Origin of the sequence: Rhodococcus marinonascens NBRC 14363 (assembly GCF_001894885.1) — a bacterium.
In the GTDB taxonomy this organism is placed as follows: domain Bacteria; phylum Actinomycetota; class Actinomycetes; order Mycobacteriales; family Mycobacteriaceae; genus Rhodococcus_F; species Rhodococcus_F marinonascens.
Map to the genome: position 1 here is coordinate 35,080 of NZ_BCXB01000003.1, position 18,000 is coordinate 53,079.

Below are 18,000 nucleotides of genomic sequence, written 5' to 3' on the forward strand. Positions count from 1 at the left end.
CAGTCCCGGCAACAGCTAGAAGGTACCGCAGTCGCAGATTCCGTCGACCGGGCCCACAGGCGCTGTGCGGGTGACCCGACACTACGGCCCCGTGGAGGCACACCATCACACCGACGGATTCCCCGGACCCGAACGTCCCCGCCACGGTCGCCGAGGTCGGCGAATTTGCGATGATCGACCGGGCCGTGGCGGGTCGCGTGCAGCCGGAGACCACCGTGATCGGCCCAGGCGACGACGCGGCGCTTGTCCGGACCGTCGATGGCCGGGTTGCGGTATCGACCGACATGCTCGTGCAAGGCAGGCACTTTCGGCTCGACTGGTCGTCGCCCCGGGACGTGGGCCGAAAGGCGGTGGCGCAGAATACGGCCGACATCGCTGCGATGGGAGCGTGGCCCACGGCTTTTCTGGTATCCGTCGGTCTGCCGCCGGACACGCCGGCCGAGGTGGCGGACGGTATTTCCGCGGGGATCTGGGAGGCAGCCGAGGAACTAGGGGCCGGTGTGGTCGGCGGGGATCTGGTACAGGCCGGGCAGATCGTGATTTCCGTCACTGTCCTCGGGGATCTGGGCGGCAGGAATCCGATTCGGCGTTCGGGGGCACGGCCGGGTGACGTCGTCGCTGTGGCAGGTGCCCTCGGTCGATCGGCCGCCGGTCTCGCTCTACTGCTTGCCGGATCCTCGGACTTCCCGGACCTTCTCGCCGCTCATCGGGTCCCGGGCCCGCCGTATCATGCCGCGCGGGCTGCCGCCGACGGAGGTGCCCACTCGATGATCGACATTTCCGACGGACTCCTCGCCGATCTCGGTCACATCTGTGAGAGTTCCGGAGTCGGAATGTCCCTCGCCAGAGCCGACCTGACCGTTCCACCCGACCTCGTGGCTGCGGCGGCCGCAATCGGTGCAGACCACTGGGACTGGGTGCTCACCGGGGGTGAGGATCACAGCTTCGCCGCGACGTTCCCCGCCGGAGAGACGCTCCCGGCGGGGTGGACGGAGATCGGAACGGTTGACGACGGGTCAGGCGTTTCGGTCGACGGTGAGACCTGGCCGGGCGCCGGAGGCTGGCAGAGTTTCTCGGTATAGGTTGCAGGCATGGCCATCTACGCGCTCGGTGACCGCGAGCCTGACATTCATCCGGACGCCTACGTCCATCCCGACGCAGTGGTGATCGGCAGCGTCATACTGGCGGCAGGCGCCTCGGTGTGGCCTCAAGCCGTGCTTCGCGCCGACTACGGCACCATCACTATCGGCGCCGATACGAACATCCAAGACGGCACCGTGATCCATTGCACGCCGCTGGATCCGACGGTGATCGGCTCGGGTTGCGTGGTGGGGCACGCCGCGCACGTCGAGGGTGCCACGATCGGCGACCACTGCCTGATTGCCTCTGGTTCGGTCGTGCTCAACGGTTCGGTCGTCGGCGCGGGCTCGGTGGTCGGGGCGGGCGCCGTCGTGCCGTTCAAGTTTCAGGTGCCGCCGCGCAGAATGGCGCTCGGCGTTCCTGCCAAGATCAGGGAAGGCTACGAGGTCCCCGAGGGACATATCGAGATGAATGTGAAAATGTACGCGGCGAACGCGGGCTACTACCGCGAGGCTCTGCGCAGGCTCGACCGATGAAGGCGCCGTTGCAGGATCTTGTTGAAACAGGATGGGCCGACGCGCTCGCGCCGGTGTCCGGACATATCACGGAAATGGGTGCCTTCCTGCGCGCCGAAATCGCGGACGGGCGCGATTATCTGCCTGCCGGTGACAACATTCTGCGGGCGTTCACCCAGCCGTTCTCTGAGGTCAAGGTCCTGATCGTTGGGCAAGACCCGTATCCGACGTCGGGGCATGCCGTTGGTCTCAGTTTCTCGGTGGCTCCCCAAGTGCGTCCGGTGCCGCGCAGCCTGGGCAACATTTTCACCGAGTACAGCAAGGACCTCGGCTACCAGACGCCGTCCACCGGAGATCTCACAGCCTGGTCGCGGCAGGGTGTGTTGCTGTTGAACAGAGTCCTCACGGTGCAGCCGGGGCTCCCGGCTTCGCATCGGAAGAAGGGGTGGGAGGCGGTGACCGAGCAGGCTATTCGCGCGCTCGTGGCGCGCCCCGAACCCCTCGTCGCAATTCTGTGGGGCCGGGACGCGTCCACGTTGAAGCCGATGCTCGGCGATGTGCCGACTATCGAGTCGGCGCATCCGTCGCCACTGTCCGCCGGCCGGGGCTTTTTCGGTTCTCGCCCGTTCAGTCGAGCGAACGAACTCCTCGGCACCTTGGGCGCAGAACCGGTGAACTGGCAGTTACCGTAGCGCTTACGCCCCGGTTCCCTTCGTGAAAGAGAAATCGGCTCGCCGCTTCTCGACAAACGCGTTGACGCCTTCCCTGCCGGCCGGACTGTCGGCGGCGGCGGCGATCGACGCGGCCTCCGCGTCCAGTTGTTCGGTGAGCGTGCGCGACCTCGACGCGCGCAACAGCGACTTGGTCCGTGAGTACGGCGCCGTCGGTCCTGCTGCGAGGATTCGGGCAAGTCGAAAAGCCTCGTCTTGAATTACGTCGTCGCCGACGAGGCGACTGAGGATGCCCAACCGCACTGCCTCGTCGCCGCTCAGAACGGAATCGGTGAGCAGGATCTCGCGGGCACGGGCGTCGCCGACGATGCGGGGGAGGGTCCAGGAGATGCCGCCGTCCGGAGTGAAGCCGATGGACGGGTATGCCGGGCGCATCTTGGTGCCGGGGCCACCTAGCGCCACGTCTGCCAGGCAGACGAGGCTCATGCCTGCGCCCGCCGCCCACCCCTGCACACCGGCTATCACCGGAAGGTTGACGGCGTCGAGCGCACGGACGAAGCCGTGTAACACGCGGGCCACTCCGGCGACGTACTCACTGCGCACCGGGGCGGACGCGAAGGCGTGCACGTTGCCGCCTGCGCAGAAGTTCGGGCCGTCGCCGACGAGTAGCACACTGCCGATTCGATCCCCCACCGCCGCGAGTGCATGCGTGCCCTGCTCCAGGCCCTCGTCGTCGAGGGAGCTTCCATTCTCCGCAGTGGCGATCGTGACGCGGAGAACGTTGTCTTCTATCCGTACTTTGCTGAGTTGTTCGAGAGAGGTCACCGTTGCACCTTACGCGGGCCTGTCCGCAGCGATCGCACCCTGATGCGCTGCACTTGTGCCGACTCGGATGTGGTCGGTGAGACAAGACCAGGCCCCCGACACCGAAGTGTCGGGGGCCTGGTGACATCGCACGCAGCGTCGGGTCAGCCCCGAGCAACCTTTCCAGCTTTCAGGCAGGAGGTGCAGACGTTGACCTTCCGGGTGTTTCCGGGGGCAACCTCGGCACGAACAGACTGAATGTTCGGGTTCCAGCGACGGTTGGTACGCCGGTGCGAGTGCGAGACCGACTTACCGAAACCGGGCCCCTTGGCGCATACGTCGCAGACGGCAGCCATAGTCGCGAACTCCTTCAAAATAGTGACTTCAAGATAGTGAACTGTGAAATTTGCTGGCCTCGTGAAGACAGGACACAACAACCGCGCCCTGTAGGAGGCAACCGTGCAAGAGTAACCGCTCGAATGCGGATTGGCCAAACCCGGCCGCGAAAGGTCCGGAGGGCGGGTCCCGTCAGCCCCCCGACTATTCTGGCGACACCTTCACATTCCGCGGGCGGAGAGGATGACAGTGGCCACTGAGCTCCTGATGGACGGTCGAGTTCTCGAGTCGTGGGCGCGGACAGCTGTCGCGGGACTCGAAGCGCGCTGCGAGGAGATCAACAGCCTCAACGTGTTTCCGATTCCGGACGCCGACACGGGCACCAATCTGTTGTTCACGATGCGCGAGGCGCTGGCCGCGATCGACCAGTATGCGGGTCACGACCGCGGCACTCGGGAAGTTCGGCAGGTGGCGGTGGCGCTGGCGCGGGGCGCGGTCGTCGGCGCGCGCGGGAATTCCGGCGCGATCCTGTCCCAGGTCCTGCGTGGAGTCGCCGACGCGGCCGTCACCGGTGCGGTTGACACCCGGACCGTCCGCACCGGGTTGCTGATGGCCATCAACCTGGTGACCGATGCAATGAGCTGTGTGGTGGAGGGGACCATTGTCACTGTGCTGCGCTGCGCGGCGGTCGCGGTTGCGGAGTTCCCGGACGACGCCCCGATCGCGGATACGGCTCGCGCTGCGGCCGACGCTGCGGCCGCAGCGCTTGCCCGGACACCGTCGCAACTCGATGCGCTGGGCGCCGCCGGGGTCGTGGACGCCGGCGGCCTCGGTCTCGTGGTGATCCTCGACGCTTTCGTCACAGCCGTGACCGGTTCGCCGCCGGATCGTGCCCCGATCGCCCTGCACGTTCCGCGGCGGACACCGCCCGTACATGGAGGGGAACTCGTCGGCGTCGTCCGGCAGCGGCCTGCAGCTTGGGACGTGAGCATGCATCAGCCGAACGGAGCCCACTCCGACCAGGACTTCGAGGTGATGTACCTGGTGACCGATTCCGACGAGTCTCGACTATCGGTACTGCGTTCCAGCCTCGACGAGTTGGGCGATTCCGTCGTGATCGTCGGTGACGGCGACGGGGGCTGGTCGGTGCACGTGCACTGCATGAATGCCGGGGCCGCCGTGGAGGCCGGTCTCGCGGCGGGCGGCATCCACGGAATCAGGATCAGTAGCTTCCTGGTGGACGCTCGGGATCAGAGACTGCGCGCTTCGCGGGTCAGCATTCTGCCGGATCAAGTGAAGCGTGGAATCGTCGCAGTCGTGGCCGGCGACGGAGCCGCAGAACTGTTCGCGAGTGAGGGCGCCACCGTTCTGCGATGTGACGACGCCCCCGTGACCCGCGCCCAGTTGCTCGGCGTCATCAGACAGATGGGGCGAAGGGAGGTTCTCGTCCTCCCCAACGGCGCGCTGTCGGCGCAGGAACTCGTCGCTGTCAGTGCCGCTGCGAGGGACGCTGAGCACGAGGTTCTTTTGCTGGCAACATCCACGATGGTCCAGGGACTTGCGTCCCTGGCCGTGCACGATCCCGACCGCGAAGCGGCAGACGATGCGTTCGCGATGTCGGAGGCGGCCGCTGCCACCAGGTGGGGATCCCTGCGGATCGCTCACGAGCGCGCGCTCACGTACGTGGGTACCTGTGAACCGGGAGACGGCATCGGACTCATGGGCCATGAGGTGATCGTGATCGAACCGGACGTTGGAGCGGCCGGACGAAGACTCGCCGACCTGGTCCTCGGTACAGGCGGAGATCTGGTGACTCTCCTGATGGGTGCGGAGGCGCCGGCGGGGTTCGACACCGACCTGACCGATCACATCTCGCGGCGGCACCCCGGCGTCGAAGTGATGATCTACCAGGGCGGACAGCCTGGAGACCTGTTGCAACTCGGGGTGGAATGAGGGATTCGATGGCCATACTCACGGACCGGCTCGACCATCTGCTGGGGCGCAAGACTGCCGACGCGCTCGAGGCGGCGTTCGGCATCCGCACCGCCGAGGATCTGCTGCGGCACTACCCGCACCGGTACGCCTCACAGGGTCGCGAGCTGGCGGAGAAGGACCCGCCGGAGGGTGAGCACATCACGATCGTCGCCCGCGTAGCGTCCGCGGCAGTCGTGAAGATGAAGAACCGGCCGGGCAGCATGCTCAAAGTCGTTCTCTCGACCGACACTCAGAACGTCGACGTCACATTTTTCACTCCGCACAAGGTCAAGCACGCGATCAAGCCCGGTGTGCGCGCGATGTTCTCGGGGACGGTCAAGTACTTCCGGGGCAAGTGGAGTCTCACCCATCCCAGCTACCTGATCCTCCCCGCGCCGAGCGCGGGCAGCGAGGACCCCGTAGTGAACGTCGGTCGGATTCAAGGAGCCGGTGATCTCGCGGGCATCGCCCGGGCTTCGCAGGAAGGCGGTGACGGAGTCGACATGTCCGTCTTCGACCGCGCCCTGATCCCTCTGTATCCCGCCACTCGCGAGGTCGAAAGTTGGACGATCATGAGGTGCGTCCGCCAGGTTCTGGACCAACTCGGCCACGTCGACGACCCACTGCCTGAGAACATCCGTCGCGAACGGGCACTGATCGGTCTCGACGAAGCACTCCGGTCGGTCCATCTGCCCGACACTCGCGACGACGTCGAGAGCGCCCGAGACCGTCTGCGGTTCGACGAGGCGACGGCGCTGCAACTGGTGCTCGCTTGCCGCCGCCGCGACAACGCCGAGCGAGTTGCGCCGCAATGCCCGCCGGTGCCGGGTGGAATCGCGGACGTCTTCGAAAGCATGCTCCCGTTCCAGTTGACCGACGGCCAGCGCGCCGTCGCCGGCGAGATCTCCGCAGATCTCGCCCAGCCGCATCCGATGAGCAGGCTTCTGCAGGGTGAGGTGGGTTCGGGCAAGACGATCGTGGCCCTGCGAGCCATGCTCCAGGTGGTCGACGCGGGTTATCAGTGCGTGCTGCTCGCTCCGACCGAGGTGCTTGCGACGCAGCACGCACGGTCGCTGCGGGCGATGCTCGGCCCGCTCGCGACCGCGGGCGAACTCGGCGCGCACGAGAAGGCGACGCGGGTGGCCCTGCTGACGGGGTCGATGCCGGTCGCCGCGAAGCGGACGGCCCTGAACGAGGCGATCACCGGAGATGCCGGCATCGTCATCGGTACGCACGCGCTCATCCAGGACAACGTCGAATTCTTCAACCTCGGGATGGTGGTCGTCGACGAACAGCACCGCTTCGGTGTCGAGCAGCGCGACCGGTTGCGGTCAAGGGCGCGGGAGGGTCTGAGCCCGCATCTGCTTGTGATGACAGCGACGCCGATTCCCCGCACCATCGCGATGACCGTGCTCGGCGACCTCGAGGTGTCGACCCTGCGCCAGCTGCCCGACGGTCGCTCACCGATCAAGAGCAGTGTGGTGCCTGCGTCCCAGAAACCGCAATGGGTGAGGCGTGCGTGGGATCGGATTCGGGAGGACGTGGCCGAGGGGAGGCAGGCCTTCGTCGTGTGCTCACGCATCGGTGACGGCGATAACGGGGACGGTCAGGGCGCCTTCGACGAGAAACAGCCCGAGACGAAGTCTGCCGTCGAGGTGTTCGAGGAACTGAGCGGCAGCATCATGCCCGACCTTCGCGTCGGACTGCTGCACGGCAGGCTTCCTGCGGACGAGAAGGATGCGGTGATGCGCGACTTCACGGCGGGAGACGTCGACGTCCTCGTGTGCACCACCGTCGTGGAGGTCGGTGTCGATGTGCCGAACGCGACGATCATGGTGATCGTCGACGCGGATCGCTTCGGCGTGAGTCAACTGCACCAGTTGCGCGGCCGCGTCGGCCGCGGCAAGCACCAGGGACTGTGCATTCTGGTCACCGAGATGAATCCGGGCAGCCCTGCCCACGAAAGACTGTCGAATGTGGCCTCGACCAACGACGGCTTCGAACTCGCGCTACTCGACCTGGCCACCCGGCGAGAGGGTGACATCCTCGGGGCGGCGCAGTCGGGCACGACGTCCACGCTGCGGCTTTTGTCGCTTCTCGGTCACGAGGACGTCATCGCTTCGGCATCCGAGTTCGCTCGCTGCGTGATTGCGGACGATCCGTCTCTCGAGAACCACCCGGGACTTTCGGCCCTGATGACGTCGGCTCTGGACGCCGACCGCATCGAGTACCTGGAGAAGACGTGACGGTCGCGGATCCGAATGGAATTCGGCCATGTCGGCCAAATGGAATTCGGCCATGTCGGCCAAATGGAATTCGCACATTTCATTGACTGCTTCGTGACGGTTGCGGAAGTTCTTGAATCGTGGGATTCCATTTTTCCGTGGCCCTTTGAGACGGGGTAGTTTGCTTCAATGTTCTCCAAAGTTCTGGTCGCCAACCGTGGCGAAATTGCGATCCGCGCTTTCCGAGCCGCGTATGAACTGGGCGCTGGCACGGTCGCGGTGTTTCCGTACGAGGATCGGAACTCGGTCCACCGACTGAAGGCCGACGAGAGCTATCAGATTGGGGAGGAGGGGCACCCGGTTCGGGCTTATCTCTCCATCGACGAGATCGTTTCCGCGGCGCAGCAGTCCGGTGCCGACGCTATTTACCCCGGTTACGGCTTCCTCTCGGAAAACCCGGACCTGTCCGCGGCGTGTGCCGCGGCCGGCATCACCTTCGTGGGCCCGTCCCCCGAGGTGCTCGAGCTCACAGGCAACAAGGCGCGCGCGATTGCTGCTGCGAAAGCTGCCGGTCTTCCGGTACTGGCGTCGTCGCAGCCGTCCGCCGATGTGGGCGAATTGCTCGCGTCGGCCGAGGACATGGAGTTCCCGCTCTTCGTCAAGGCCGTCGCCGGCGGTGGTGGTCGGGGCATGCGCCGCGTCGCTGAGCGGGCTCAACTCGAGGAATCCATCCAGGCTGCTGCCCGCGAGGCGGAGTCGGCGTTCGGTGATCCGACGGTGTTCCTCGAGCAGGCCGTCGTCGATCCGCGTCACATCGAGGTACAGATCCTGGCAGACGGCCAGGGCAACGTCATCCACCTGTTCGAACGTGACTGCTCCCTGCAGCGCCGACACCAGAAGGTCATCGAACTCGCGCCGGCGCCGAACCTTCCGGAAGAGTTGCGAGCCAGGATCTGCGCCGATGCGGTGGCGTTCGCGAAGAAGATCAAATACTCCTGCGCCGGCACGGTCGAGTTTCTGCTCGACGCGGGCGGGAACCACGTCTTCATCGAGATGAACCCGCGCATCCAGGTCGAGCACACCGTGACCGAAGAGGTCACTGATGTCGACCTGGTGCAGTCCCAGCTGCGAATCGCGTCGGGGGAAAGCCTCGAAGATCTCGGCCTGAGCCAGGAGAAGATCACCCTGCGCGGGGCGGCTCTGCAGTGCCGCATCACCACTGAGGACGCGGCCAACGGGTTCCGTCCGGACACCGGTCGTATTACGGCGTACCGCTCCCCGGGTGGTGCCGGAATCCGCCTCGACGGGGGTGCCACCCTGGGGGCCGAGGTAGGTGCGTACTTCGACTCGATGCTGGTCAAACTCACCTGCCGTGGCCACGACCTCGAGACGGCCATCGGGAGGGCGCGCCGCGCGGTCACCGAGTTCCGTATCCGCGGCGTGTCGACGAACATCCCGTTCCTGCAAGCGGTACTCGACGACCCGGACTTCCGGGCAGGCCGCGTCACCACCTCGTTCATCGAGGAACGTCCCCAGCTGCTCACGCTGCGCAGTTCCGCAGACCGTGGCACGAAGATCTTGAACTACCTCGCCGATGTCACGATCAACAAGCCCCACGGTGAGCGGCCGTCCGCGGTGTACCCGCAGGACAAGCTGCCCCAGATCGACCTGTCCAACCCCCCGCCAGACGGCAGCCGTCAGAAACTCCTCGCTCTCGGACCGGAAGGATTTGCCGCGGCACTTCGTGGGCAGAAAGCCGTTGCGGTCACCGATACGACCTTCCGCGACGCCCACCAGTCGCTGCTCGCGACGCGGGTGCGTACCAGCGGACTGCTTGCGGTCGCCGGACACGTCGCGCGGATGACTCCCGAACTGCTCTCGATCGAGGCGTGGGGCGGTGCCACCTATGACGTCGCCCTGCGATTCCTACACGAGGACCCGTGGTACCGCTTGGACGCTCTGCGGGAGGCCGTGCCGAACATCTGCCTGCAGATGCTGCTGCGCGGACGCAACACCGTCGGGTACACGCCCTACCCGGAGAAGGTGACGCGGGCGTTCGTCGAGGAGGCCACGAACAGTGGTGTCGACATATTCCGCATCTTCGACGCCCTCAACAACGTCGACCAGATGCGGCCGGCCATCGACGCCGTCCGCGAGACCGGCACCGCCCTGGCCGAGGTCGCGCTGTCCTACACCGGTGACCTGTCGAACCCGAAGGAAGACCTCTACACCCTCGACTACTACCTGCGCCTGGCAGAGGAGATCGTGGAGGCGGGTGCGCACATCATCGCGATCAAGGACATGGCCGGGCTGCTGCGAGCCCCGGCCGCGACCACCCTGGTGACCGCGCTTCGGCAAAACTTCGACCTGCCGGTGCACGTGCACACCCACGACACACCTGGCGGACAGTTGGCGACGTACCTGGCTGCGTGGCAGGCCGGTGCGGACGCCGTCGACGGTGCCTCCGCTGCATTGGCCGGCACCACCAGCCAACCGGCTTTGTCGGCGATCGTGGCAGCGACCGCCCATTCTCCCCACGACACCGGGCTCGATCTGCAAGCGGTCTGCGACCTCGAGCCGTACTGGGAAGCGTTGCGCAAGGTCTACAAGCCGTTCGAGTCCGGGTTGCCCGCCCCAACCGGTCGCGTCTACACCCACGAAATTCCGGGCGGTCAGCTGTCGAACTTGCGCACCCAGGCCGTCGCTCTCGGACTGGGCGACCGTTTCGAGGACGTCGAGGCCAAGTACGCCGCCGCCGATCGCATGCTCGGCCGGTTGGTCAAGGTCACGCCGTCGTCGAAGGTGGTCGGCGACCTCGCCCTGCACCTCGTCGGATCCGGGGTGTCCGCCGAAGAGTTCGCCGAGGACCCGTCGACGTTCGACATCCCCGATTCGGTGGTCGGATTCCTGCGCGGCGAACTCGGCACCCCGCCCGGCGGCTGGCCGGAGCCGTTCCGCTCCAAGGCACTCGAAGGTCGAGGCGCCGCGAAGCCCGAGGTGCCGCTGTCGGGAACGGACGACAGTGCACTGTCCGGAGCGTCGGCGGAACGTCGCGCGACGTTGAACCGGCTGCTGTTCCCCGGACCGACGAGGGAGTATCTCGGGCACAGGAACAAGTTCGGCGACACCTCGCAACTCTCCGCCAACCAGTTCTTCTATGGCCTGCGCCGCGGCGACGAGCACCGCGTTCGGCTGGCACCGGGCGTCGAGTTGATCATCGGGCTCGAGGCCATCTCCGAAGCCGACGAGCGCGGATACCGCACTGTCATGTGCATTCTCAACGGACAGTTGCGTCCGGTGTCGGTGCGCGACCGGTCCGTGTCCAGTGAGGTACCCGCCGCTGAGAAGGCCGATAAGAACAACCCTGGCCACGTGCCGGCGCCATTCGCCGGCGTGGTGACGCTCGCCGTCGCCGAGGGCCAGAAAATCGATGCGGGTGACACTCTCGCCACGATCGAAGCCATGAAGATGGAAGCGGCGATTACGGCACCCCGTGGGGGTACCGTTTCCCGCCTGGCCATCGGGAACGTCGAGCAGGTCGAAGGCGGCGATCTCCTCGCCGTCGTATCCACCGGCGAATCAGCGGGCGAGTGACCCGGATCATTGCGGGACTGGCCGGCGGCCGGCGTCTGGCAGTCCCGCCGAGCGGGACCAGACCCACTTCGGACCGGGTTCGTGAGGCGTTGTTCAGTGCGCTCGGTAGCCGGATGGACCTCGACGGCGCTGCCGTACTCGATCTGTACGCGGGATCGGGTGCCCTGGGGCTCGAGGCGCTCTCACGCGGTGCCGACCGCGTCGTGCTCGTCGAGTCCGATTCCAAGGCCGCAGGCATCATCAGACACAACGTGACAACGGTCGGCCTGCCGGGTGCCCAGGTGCGGAGCGCCCCGGTCGCCGCAGTACTGGCCGCCGCCGCCGACCGTCCGTACGACTTGGTGATGGCGGATCCGCCGTACGAGGTAGGCGACGAAGCGGTGCAGATGGTGCTCGAGCACCTGAGGGCGCACGGTTGGGTCGCGGACGGCTCGATTGTGGTGCTCGAGCGCTCGTCCCGGTCGCCGGAGACATCGTGGCCCGAGGGCTTTGCACCCGTCAAGGCCAAGAAGTACGGTGAGGCCCGGATCGAGCTGGCAACCTGCTACGGTCTCAACTCATGACTGGTGCCGTCTGCCCCGGATCCTTCGACCCCGTGACCAACGGTCACCTCGACGTGATCGGCAGGGCTGCCGCACAGTTCGACGAGGTCGTCGTGACCGTCATGGTGAACCCGGGCAAGCGCGGCCTGTTCACCGTCGACGAACGCATCGAGATGCTCGAAGACTCGGTCAGCGAACTGCCGAACGTGCGGGTCTCCTCGTGGTACGGCCTGTTGGTGGATTACGCCAAGCAGCAGGGAATCACGGCGATCGTCAAGGGCCTGCGCGGTGCGAACGACTTCGACTACGAACTGCAGATGGCGCAGATGAACCAGAAGCTCAGTGGCGTCGACACACTCTTCATTCCCACCAACCCCGTCTACAGCTACCTGTCGAGTTCGCTCGTCAAGGAAGTGGCAACGTTCGGGGGAGATGTCTCGGACATGCTGCCCGGCAAGGTGCACTCGCGGCTTCTCGCCAGGATTGCCGAGCACGCTGCGGAAAGTAGCTGATCGCCGACACACCGGCCGCCGCGACACACCCGCGGCGTCCGATCCGGCAGACTTGAACGGGAGGCTGCGCCGACCCACCGAGGGTCGGGGAGGCTGCGCCGACCCACCGAGGGTCGGGGAGGCTGCGCCGACCCACCGAGGGTCGGGGAGGCTGCGCCGACCCACCGAGGGTCATGGATGATTGGGGTTGCGTGTGTACCGGGTATTCGAGGCGCTCGACGAACTTGTCGCAATTGTCGAAGAGGCACGCGGCGTACCGATGACCGCCGGCTGTGTGGTTCCACGCGGTGACGTTCTGGAACTGCTCGACGACGTGCGCGATGCGATCCCCGGTGAACTCGACGATGCCCAAGACGTCCTGGACCACAGGGACAAACTGGTGGGGGATGCGCGCTCCAATGCGGAGCAGACAGTCACCAGTGCGAACGCCGAGGCGAACTCCACGATCGAGAACGCCCGCGACGACGCGGACCGTATTCTCGCGGACGCGAAGGCCCAGGCCGATCGGATGGTCTCCGAAGCACGTGCACACGCCGGGCAGTTGGTGACCGAAGCCAGCGCGGAGGCGGAGTCCTCCATCTCGGAGGGGCAGCGCGAGTACGACTCGCTGACCGGCCGTGCCCGGTCGGAGGCCGATCGTATGATCGAGTCGGGTAAGACGTCCTACGAGCGGTCGGTAGCAGAGGGGGTCGCAGAGCAGGAACGACTCGTCTCCCAGACCGAGGTCGTCCAGACCGCGCATTCCGAATCGGCCCGGGTGATCGACTCGGCGCATGCCGAATCGGACCGTCTCCGCTCGGACTGCGACCTGTACGTCGACACCAAACTCGGGGAGTTCGAGGACTTCCTCAACGGCACCATCCGGTCAGTGGGACGGGGACGTCAGCAATTGCGGACGGGCTCGGGCATACCCGACTACGCCTCCGGCTACGGCGCGGACGATCACCGTGCCGAGCGTCGCCGCTGAGAGATCAGCCCGACGAGCATCCACCCCACCGGGCGCAGCTGATCCAATTTGGATCGGTCGCGCAGATTGCGTACCGTTGAGTGGTTGCCCCTTGTCGTTCCCTTTTCTCGAGAGTGAAGCCTGTTGTCTTCCCATCGCCACCGCTCATCGCGTTCCCGTCGGGACACGGATTTCGTGCTGGATACGGTCAAGCTCGGTCGTCGCCCCGGTTCGATGCGCACGGTGGAACGGGTGCTGAAGGCGCCACAGCGTCTCGGCCTCGACCTGATCGCCATCGAGGAAGGATCGGAGATCGACCTCGATCTCCGATTGGAGGCCGTATCCGAGGGGGTCCTGGTCACCGGTTCGCTACGAGCCGACACCGTCGGGGAGTGCTCGAGATGTCTCGAGCCGTTCTCCGACTCGGTGGAACTCACGCTCACGGAGCTGTTCGCCTACCCGGACAGCGCTACGGAGGAGACCACTGAGGAGGGCGAGGTGTATCACGTCGTGGACGACGAGATCGACCTCGAACCCGTCGTGATCGACGCGGTCGGCCTTGCCCTGCCGCTGCGGCCGCTCTGTAGTGACGACTGCCAAGGATTGTGCCCAGAATGCGGCGTTCGCCTGGCGATTGCTGAATCTGGCCATGGGCATGACATACTTGATCCTCGCTGGGCTGGTCTTGCGGCCAAATTTGCCGTGGATTCAGAGCCCCGCAAGAATCTTGTGAACACCAATCTTGTGAACACCGAAGCCGAGGAGAAGTAGAAGTGGCTGTCCCCAAGCGCAAAATGTCGCGATCCAACACGAGGTCGCGTCGCAGCCAGTGGAAGACCACTGTGCCCACCCTCGTGACCTGCCCCAACCGTGGCTGCGGTGAGAAGACGCTGCCCCACATCGCGTGCCCGTCGTGCGGCACGTACAAGGGCCGCCAGGTCACTGCCGCCGTCTAGTTCTCCGTAGAGAGACGTGATGACGAGCGACATCAGTAATACACCCGCCGGCGGCGGGGAGGATCATGCTTCCCTCCTCGCCGCTCTCGGCGTTGATATGGAGCCTTCGCTGTTGACTCTGGCGCTGACTCACCGCTCGTATGCATACGAGAACGGTGGTCTGCCGACCAACGAGCGCCTCGAGTTCCTCGGCGACTCGGTGCTCGGAGTCACCATTACCGAGACGCTCTACCTCGCGCACCCCGACAGACCGGAGGGTGACCTCGCGAAGATTCGGGCCAGCATCGTCAATATGCATGCGCTTGCAGGGGTGGCCCGCACACTCGGTGAGGGCGGCCTCGGTGCCCATCTCCTGCTCGGCAAGGGCGAGGAGATGACCGGTGGTCGCGACAAGTCGAGCATCCTGGCCGACGGTATGGAGTCGATTCTCGGCGCCATCCATGTGGAGCACGGCATCGAGACCGCGCGTCGCGTCGTGCTCGACCTCTTCAGCGACCTCCTCCACCGCGCGCCGAGCCTCGGTGCGGGTCTGGATTGGAAGACGAGCCTGCAGGAGTTGACCGCCGAGCGTGGCATCGGCGTCCCGGCGTACCAGATCACCGCGACCGGGCCGGACCACGACAAAGAGTTCACCGCCACCGTCATCGTGGCAGGAAAGCCTCTCGGCGTCGGCGTCGGCCGGTCCAAGAAAGATGCGGAGCAGAAGGCCGCGAGCACGGCGTGGACCGCGCTGTCCGATTCCGGACCAGACGTGGCCGACGACGACGTCAGTGCCTGAACTACCAGAAGTCGAGGTGGTCCGGCGCGGACTCGAACGCCACATCGTGGGGGCTTCGATCGATTCCGTCGAAATCTTGCACCCGCGCGCGATCCGGCGCCATCTGTCCGGCGCGGCCGATCTCAGCGGTCAGGTCACCGGTGAACGCATCACGAGAGCGGACCGTCGGGGGAAATACTTGTGGCTGGTTCTCGAACCCAGCACGGTGGCCCTCGTCGTGCATCTCGGAATGAGCGGGCAGATGCTGGTGCAGCAACCGGAAATCCCGACGGAGAAGCACCTGCGCATCCGGGCCCGACTTGATTCCGGGCTCGACCTACGGTTCGTCGACCAACGCACCTTCGGCGGTTGGGCGGTGGCGCCTCTCGTCGAGATTGACGGTTCGCTCGTCCCGGACTCCATAGCCCACATCGCGCTGGATCCGCTGGATCCGCGCTTCGACCTCCCGGCGACCGCCAAGGTGATGCGCGGCAAGCACACCGAGATCAAGCGCGCGCTCTTGGATCAGACCGTTGTCTCCGGGATCGGCAACATCTACGCAGACGAGGCGCTGTGGCGCGCACGAATACACGGAAACCGCAGGACCGACCGGGTCGGTGGCCCCAAGATTCGTGAATTGCTCACGTCTGCAGAGCATGTCATGCGAGAGGCGCTGACTCAGGGCGGCACGTCGTTCGATGCGCTGTACGTGAACGTTAACGGCGAATCAGGCTACTTCGATCGTTCGCTGTCCGCCTATGGGCAGGAGGATCGTCCGTGCCCACGGTGTGGCACCGCGATCCGACGGGAGAAGTTCATGAACCGATCGTCGTTCAGTTGCCCGAAATGCCAACCGGCCCAGCGGCGAGGTCCGGCGAACTGATCCGTGCGCGCTCGGCTGCCGCGGTCTCTTCGGTGAGCGGATTCTCTGGGGTGGCGGCATGGCGCGCTGTCGTCTTGGCGTCGAAGTAGTCGCCGCCCTTACGCTTGACGTCGTCGGTGCCCCATTCGCGATCCAGCGGCGCCGGCACCATCCTCGGAATATGTTTGCGGCAGTGAATGTATGCTTCCTCCACCTCGACGACCACCCACCGTTCCGGGGTTCGGCCTTTCGCGTGATTCGCCGGGAGATCCGGGACATCGGAGCGCATGACGTCGTCCTCCACGATCCGGGCGGAGCCATTGATGTGCAGTCCGATGAGGTCTTGGACGAAATCCACCAGAATGATGCCGACGTGCGGGTTCTCCAGGATGTTGCCGAGACTCGCCATGACACCGTTGCCGCGGTACTCCGGGTAGGCGAGGGTCTTCGAATCGATGACGTAAATGAATCCAGGCACTCCGGCGCGCAGACTGTTGTCGCACTCGCCGGACGAGTCGGAGGTGGCGATGAAGGCGATCTCTTGGAGGCCGACGAACTTGATCATTGCCGGATTGAGGTGGTCCAGCATTTGATCCGAGTAGAACTTTTCGGCGCGATCCGCGGTGCCGCGCTCGAGTTGAAGTCGACGCTCTCCCTCGCTACCCATCTGGCCCATCTACATTCCCCGCTATGTCTCGGCGTTATTGGTCGGTTCACCCTACGGCCCATCTCTGCCCGAAGCGAGAATCGGCGTGCACCATTCGACGGAGGTCGCTGCCGCCAACCCACCTGCCTGGCGTCGCGCTGTCCGGTGGCAGGATTGCGCTCATGGCGGAACAAGCTTCTGATGCGACGGCGGCCACCTCACTATGGGTCGAGCGAACGGGAACCCGGCTCTATACCGGCCGAAGTTCACGAGGTGCCGAGGTCCTGATCGGTTCCGAAGGGGTGGCAGGGGTGTTCACACCCGGGGAGCTCCTGAAGATCGCGCTCGCCGCCTGCAGTGGGATGAGTTCGGACTTCCCGCTGTCTCGGCGCCTCGGCGACAACTACGAGGCCACGATCCGGGTATCGGGTGCCGCGGACCGCGAGGAGGAGGTATACCCGCAGTTGGACGAGGTGCTGTCGCTGGATCTGAGCGAGTTGGACGCGGACGCGCGGGAGCGTCTGGTGGCGCTGGTGGAACGGTCGGTGGACAAGGTCTGCACGGTGGGACGAACTTTGAAGGCGGGCACGAAGGTGACGTTGACCGTGGAGGCGGACGTATGATGCGGCGTGAGCTTGCCGTGCTCGTCATAAGTGTGGCGCTCGGCGGGGGTTTGCTGGTGGCCGCGCCCGCGGTGGCGGTGCCGCCATTCCCGCAAGCGGCGGTGCCGCCATTCCCGCAAGCGGCCGGTTCGTGCACGCCCTGGGCGGTGTCGGAGGTGACATCTGGGGTGGGGGTTCTCGAGAACCTGGCGTTCGACGGCATGGGCACCATGCTGGTCGCACGGACGGACCTGGTGGGGGGTGGAGCGCTCGACGGAGTCAGCCCCGACGGAACCGTGACCCCGATCGTCCCTGAGGTCGTGGCACCGGGCGGAATCGCCGTGGACGGCGACGACGTCTACTTCGCGACGGGCAACTCGTTCACCGCCGGCATCATGGGTACGGACAACGGGACGGTGGAGGTGGTGAGTCTCGGCACGGGTGATGCACGCACTGTGGCAGAGGGGCTGGTCATGCCGAACGGTCTCGTCCGGCTGACAAACGGCGACATCCTTACCTCCCGAAATCTGGGCTCGGGGGCGGGAATCACCCGGCTCCCGGCGGCGGAACCCCACACCCCCGAGGTCGTGCGTACCGATCTGGGCACGGTCGACGGATTGGCCGTCCACGACGGGAACGTCTACACGGTGACGACTTTCGACGCAACGACCACGCTGCACATCCTGCGCGAGGACGACCTGGGCGGCACCGTCGTGTCGATCGAGTTGCCCGGCTTCGGCCCCCTCAACGCAGCCGACGACCTCACCGTCGGACCGGACGGGATCGTCTACGTCGCGTACAACGGCGCCGGCAAGGTGGTGCGCGTCGATCCCACGACGGGGGAGAGTTGCGACATCGCGTGGGGTCTGCCCCTGGTGTCCTCGGTAAGGTTCGGCGCCGGTCCGGGCTGGAACCCGGACGCGCTCTACGCCACGAGTTTCACCGGCACGATTTATCAGCTCGAACGGTCGTGACGGA

At 65.8% G+C, this 18,000-nt stretch carries 18 protein-coding genes; 15 read left to right on the forward strand and 3 right to left on the reverse strand.

Annotation, left to right across the window (positions count from 1 at the left end):
- Positions 1-170: 170 nt before the first annotated feature.
- From RM2_RS03820 to RM2_RS03830, 3 genes are read left to right on the forward strand one after another with little or no spacing between them, the layout of a single operon-like run.
- Positions 171-1,082, forward strand: a complete 912-nt coding sequence (locus RM2_RS03820; RefSeq protein ID WP_072687522.1) for a thiamine-phosphate kinase — start codon at positions 171-173, stop codon at positions 1,080-1,082.
- A 9-nt stretch (positions 1,083-1,091) separates the two neighbouring features.
- On the forward strand, positions 1,092-1,616 hold the full coding sequence (locus tag RM2_RS03825; RefSeq protein WP_072687523.1) for a gamma carbonic anhydrase family protein: 525 nt from the start codon (positions 1,092-1,094) through the stop codon (positions 1,614-1,616).
- Entirely contained in the window at positions 1,613-2,287 is a 675-nt protein-coding gene (locus RM2_RS03830) for a uracil-DNA glycosylase (RefSeq protein WP_072687524.1), read from the forward strand. The genes RM2_RS03825 and RM2_RS03830 overlap by 4 nt, the downstream gene beginning before the upstream one ends.
- A 3-nt stretch (positions 2,288-2,290) precedes the next feature.
- Here the strand turns inward: RM2_RS03830 and RM2_RS03835 are convergent, their stop codons facing one another.
- Positions 2,291-3,091 (reverse strand): enoyl-CoA hydratase/isomerase family protein, encoded by an 801-nt coding sequence (locus RM2_RS03835; RefSeq protein WP_072687525.1) that lies wholly within the window; start codon positions 3,089-3,091, stop codon positions 2,291-2,293.
- Positions 3,092-3,234: 143 nt separating this feature from the next.
- Positions 3,235-3,426: a 50S ribosomal protein L28 gene (rpmB, locus tag RM2_RS03840; protein WP_072687526.1), complete on the reverse strand. Its 192-nt coding sequence runs from the start codon at positions 3,424-3,426 to the stop codon at positions 3,235-3,237.
- A gap of 247 nt (positions 3,427-3,673) precedes the next feature.
- Between rpmB and fakA the strand changes: the two genes are divergently transcribed.
- The 10 genes from fakA (at position 3,674) to mutM (ending at position 15,795) form a co-directional block, all read left to right on the forward strand.
- On the forward strand, positions 3,674-5,359 hold the full coding sequence (gene fakA / locus RM2_RS03845) for a DAK2 domain-containing protein (RefSeq protein ID WP_072687720.1): 1,686 nt from the start codon (positions 3,674-3,676) through the stop codon (positions 5,357-5,359).
- 8 nt (positions 5,360-5,367) lie between these two features.
- Complete coding sequence (gene recG / locus RM2_RS03850) at positions 5,368-7,626, forward strand: ATP-dependent DNA helicase RecG (RefSeq protein ID WP_072687527.1); 2,259 nt, start codon at positions 5,368-5,370, stop codon at positions 7,624-7,626.
- Positions 7,627-7,794: 168 nt separating this feature from the next.
- The gene (locus tag RM2_RS03855) at positions 7,795-11,199 is read left to right on the forward strand and encodes a pyruvate carboxylase (RefSeq protein WP_072687528.1); all 3,405 of its coding nucleotides are present in this window, start codon (positions 7,795-7,797) and stop codon (positions 11,197-11,199) included.
- Positions 11,196-11,762: a 16S rRNA (guanine(966)-N(2))-methyltransferase RsmD gene (rsmD, locus tag RM2_RS03860; protein ID WP_072687529.1), complete on the forward strand. Its 567-nt coding sequence runs from the start codon at positions 11,196-11,198 to the stop codon at positions 11,760-11,762. The genes RM2_RS03855 and rsmD overlap by 4 nt, the downstream gene beginning before the upstream one ends.
- Entirely contained in the window at positions 11,759-12,253 is a 495-nt protein-coding gene (gene coaD / locus RM2_RS03865) for a pantetheine-phosphate adenylyltransferase (RefSeq protein WP_072687530.1), read from the forward strand. Before rsmD ends, coaD begins: the two co-directional genes overlap by 4 nt.
- 193 nt (positions 12,254-12,446) lie before the next feature.
- A complete protein-coding gene (locus tag RM2_RS03870; protein WP_072687531.1) occupies positions 12,447-13,220 on the forward strand; it encodes a DivIVA domain-containing protein in 774 nt (257 codons plus the stop codon).
- A gap of 174 nt (positions 13,221-13,394) precedes the next feature.
- Entirely contained in the window at positions 13,395-13,970 is a 576-nt protein-coding gene (locus tag RM2_RS03875) for a YceD family protein (protein WP_072687532.1), read from the forward strand.
- 2 nt (positions 13,971-13,972) lie between these two features.
- On the forward strand, positions 13,973-14,155 hold the full coding sequence (rpmF, locus tag RM2_RS03880; protein ID WP_072687533.1) for a 50S ribosomal protein L32: 183 nt from the start codon (positions 13,973-13,975) through the stop codon (positions 14,153-14,155).
- A 19-nt stretch (positions 14,156-14,174) separates the two neighbouring features.
- Positions 14,175-14,933 (forward strand): ribonuclease III, encoded by a 759-nt coding sequence (gene rnc / locus RM2_RS03885; RefSeq protein WP_072687534.1) that lies wholly within the window; start codon positions 14,175-14,177, stop codon positions 14,931-14,933.
- Positions 14,926-15,795: a bifunctional DNA-formamidopyrimidine glycosylase/DNA-(apurinic or apyrimidinic site) lyase gene (mutM, locus tag RM2_RS03890; protein ID WP_072687535.1), complete on the forward strand. Its 870-nt coding sequence runs from the start codon at positions 14,926-14,928 to the stop codon at positions 15,793-15,795. Before rnc ends, mutM begins: the two co-directional genes overlap by 8 nt.
- Here mutM and RM2_RS03895 read toward each other — a convergent pair.
- Complete coding sequence (locus RM2_RS03895; protein WP_072687536.1) at positions 15,746-16,450, reverse strand: pyridoxamine 5'-phosphate oxidase family protein; 705 nt, start codon at positions 16,448-16,450, stop codon at positions 15,746-15,748. The genes mutM and RM2_RS03895 overlap by 50 nt on opposite strands.
- A 152-nt stretch (positions 16,451-16,602) precedes the next feature.
- Between RM2_RS03895 and RM2_RS03900 the strand changes: the two genes are divergently transcribed.
- On the forward strand, positions 16,603-17,043 hold the full coding sequence (locus RM2_RS03900) for an OsmC family protein (protein WP_072687537.1): 441 nt from the start codon (positions 16,603-16,605) through the stop codon (positions 17,041-17,043).
- Positions 17,043-17,996: an NHL repeat-containing protein gene (locus RM2_RS03905; protein WP_084721625.1), complete on the forward strand. Its 954-nt coding sequence runs from the start codon at positions 17,043-17,045 to the stop codon at positions 17,994-17,996. The genes RM2_RS03900 and RM2_RS03905 overlap by 1 nt, the downstream gene beginning before the upstream one ends.
- Positions 17,997-18,000 lie beyond the last annotated feature (4 nt).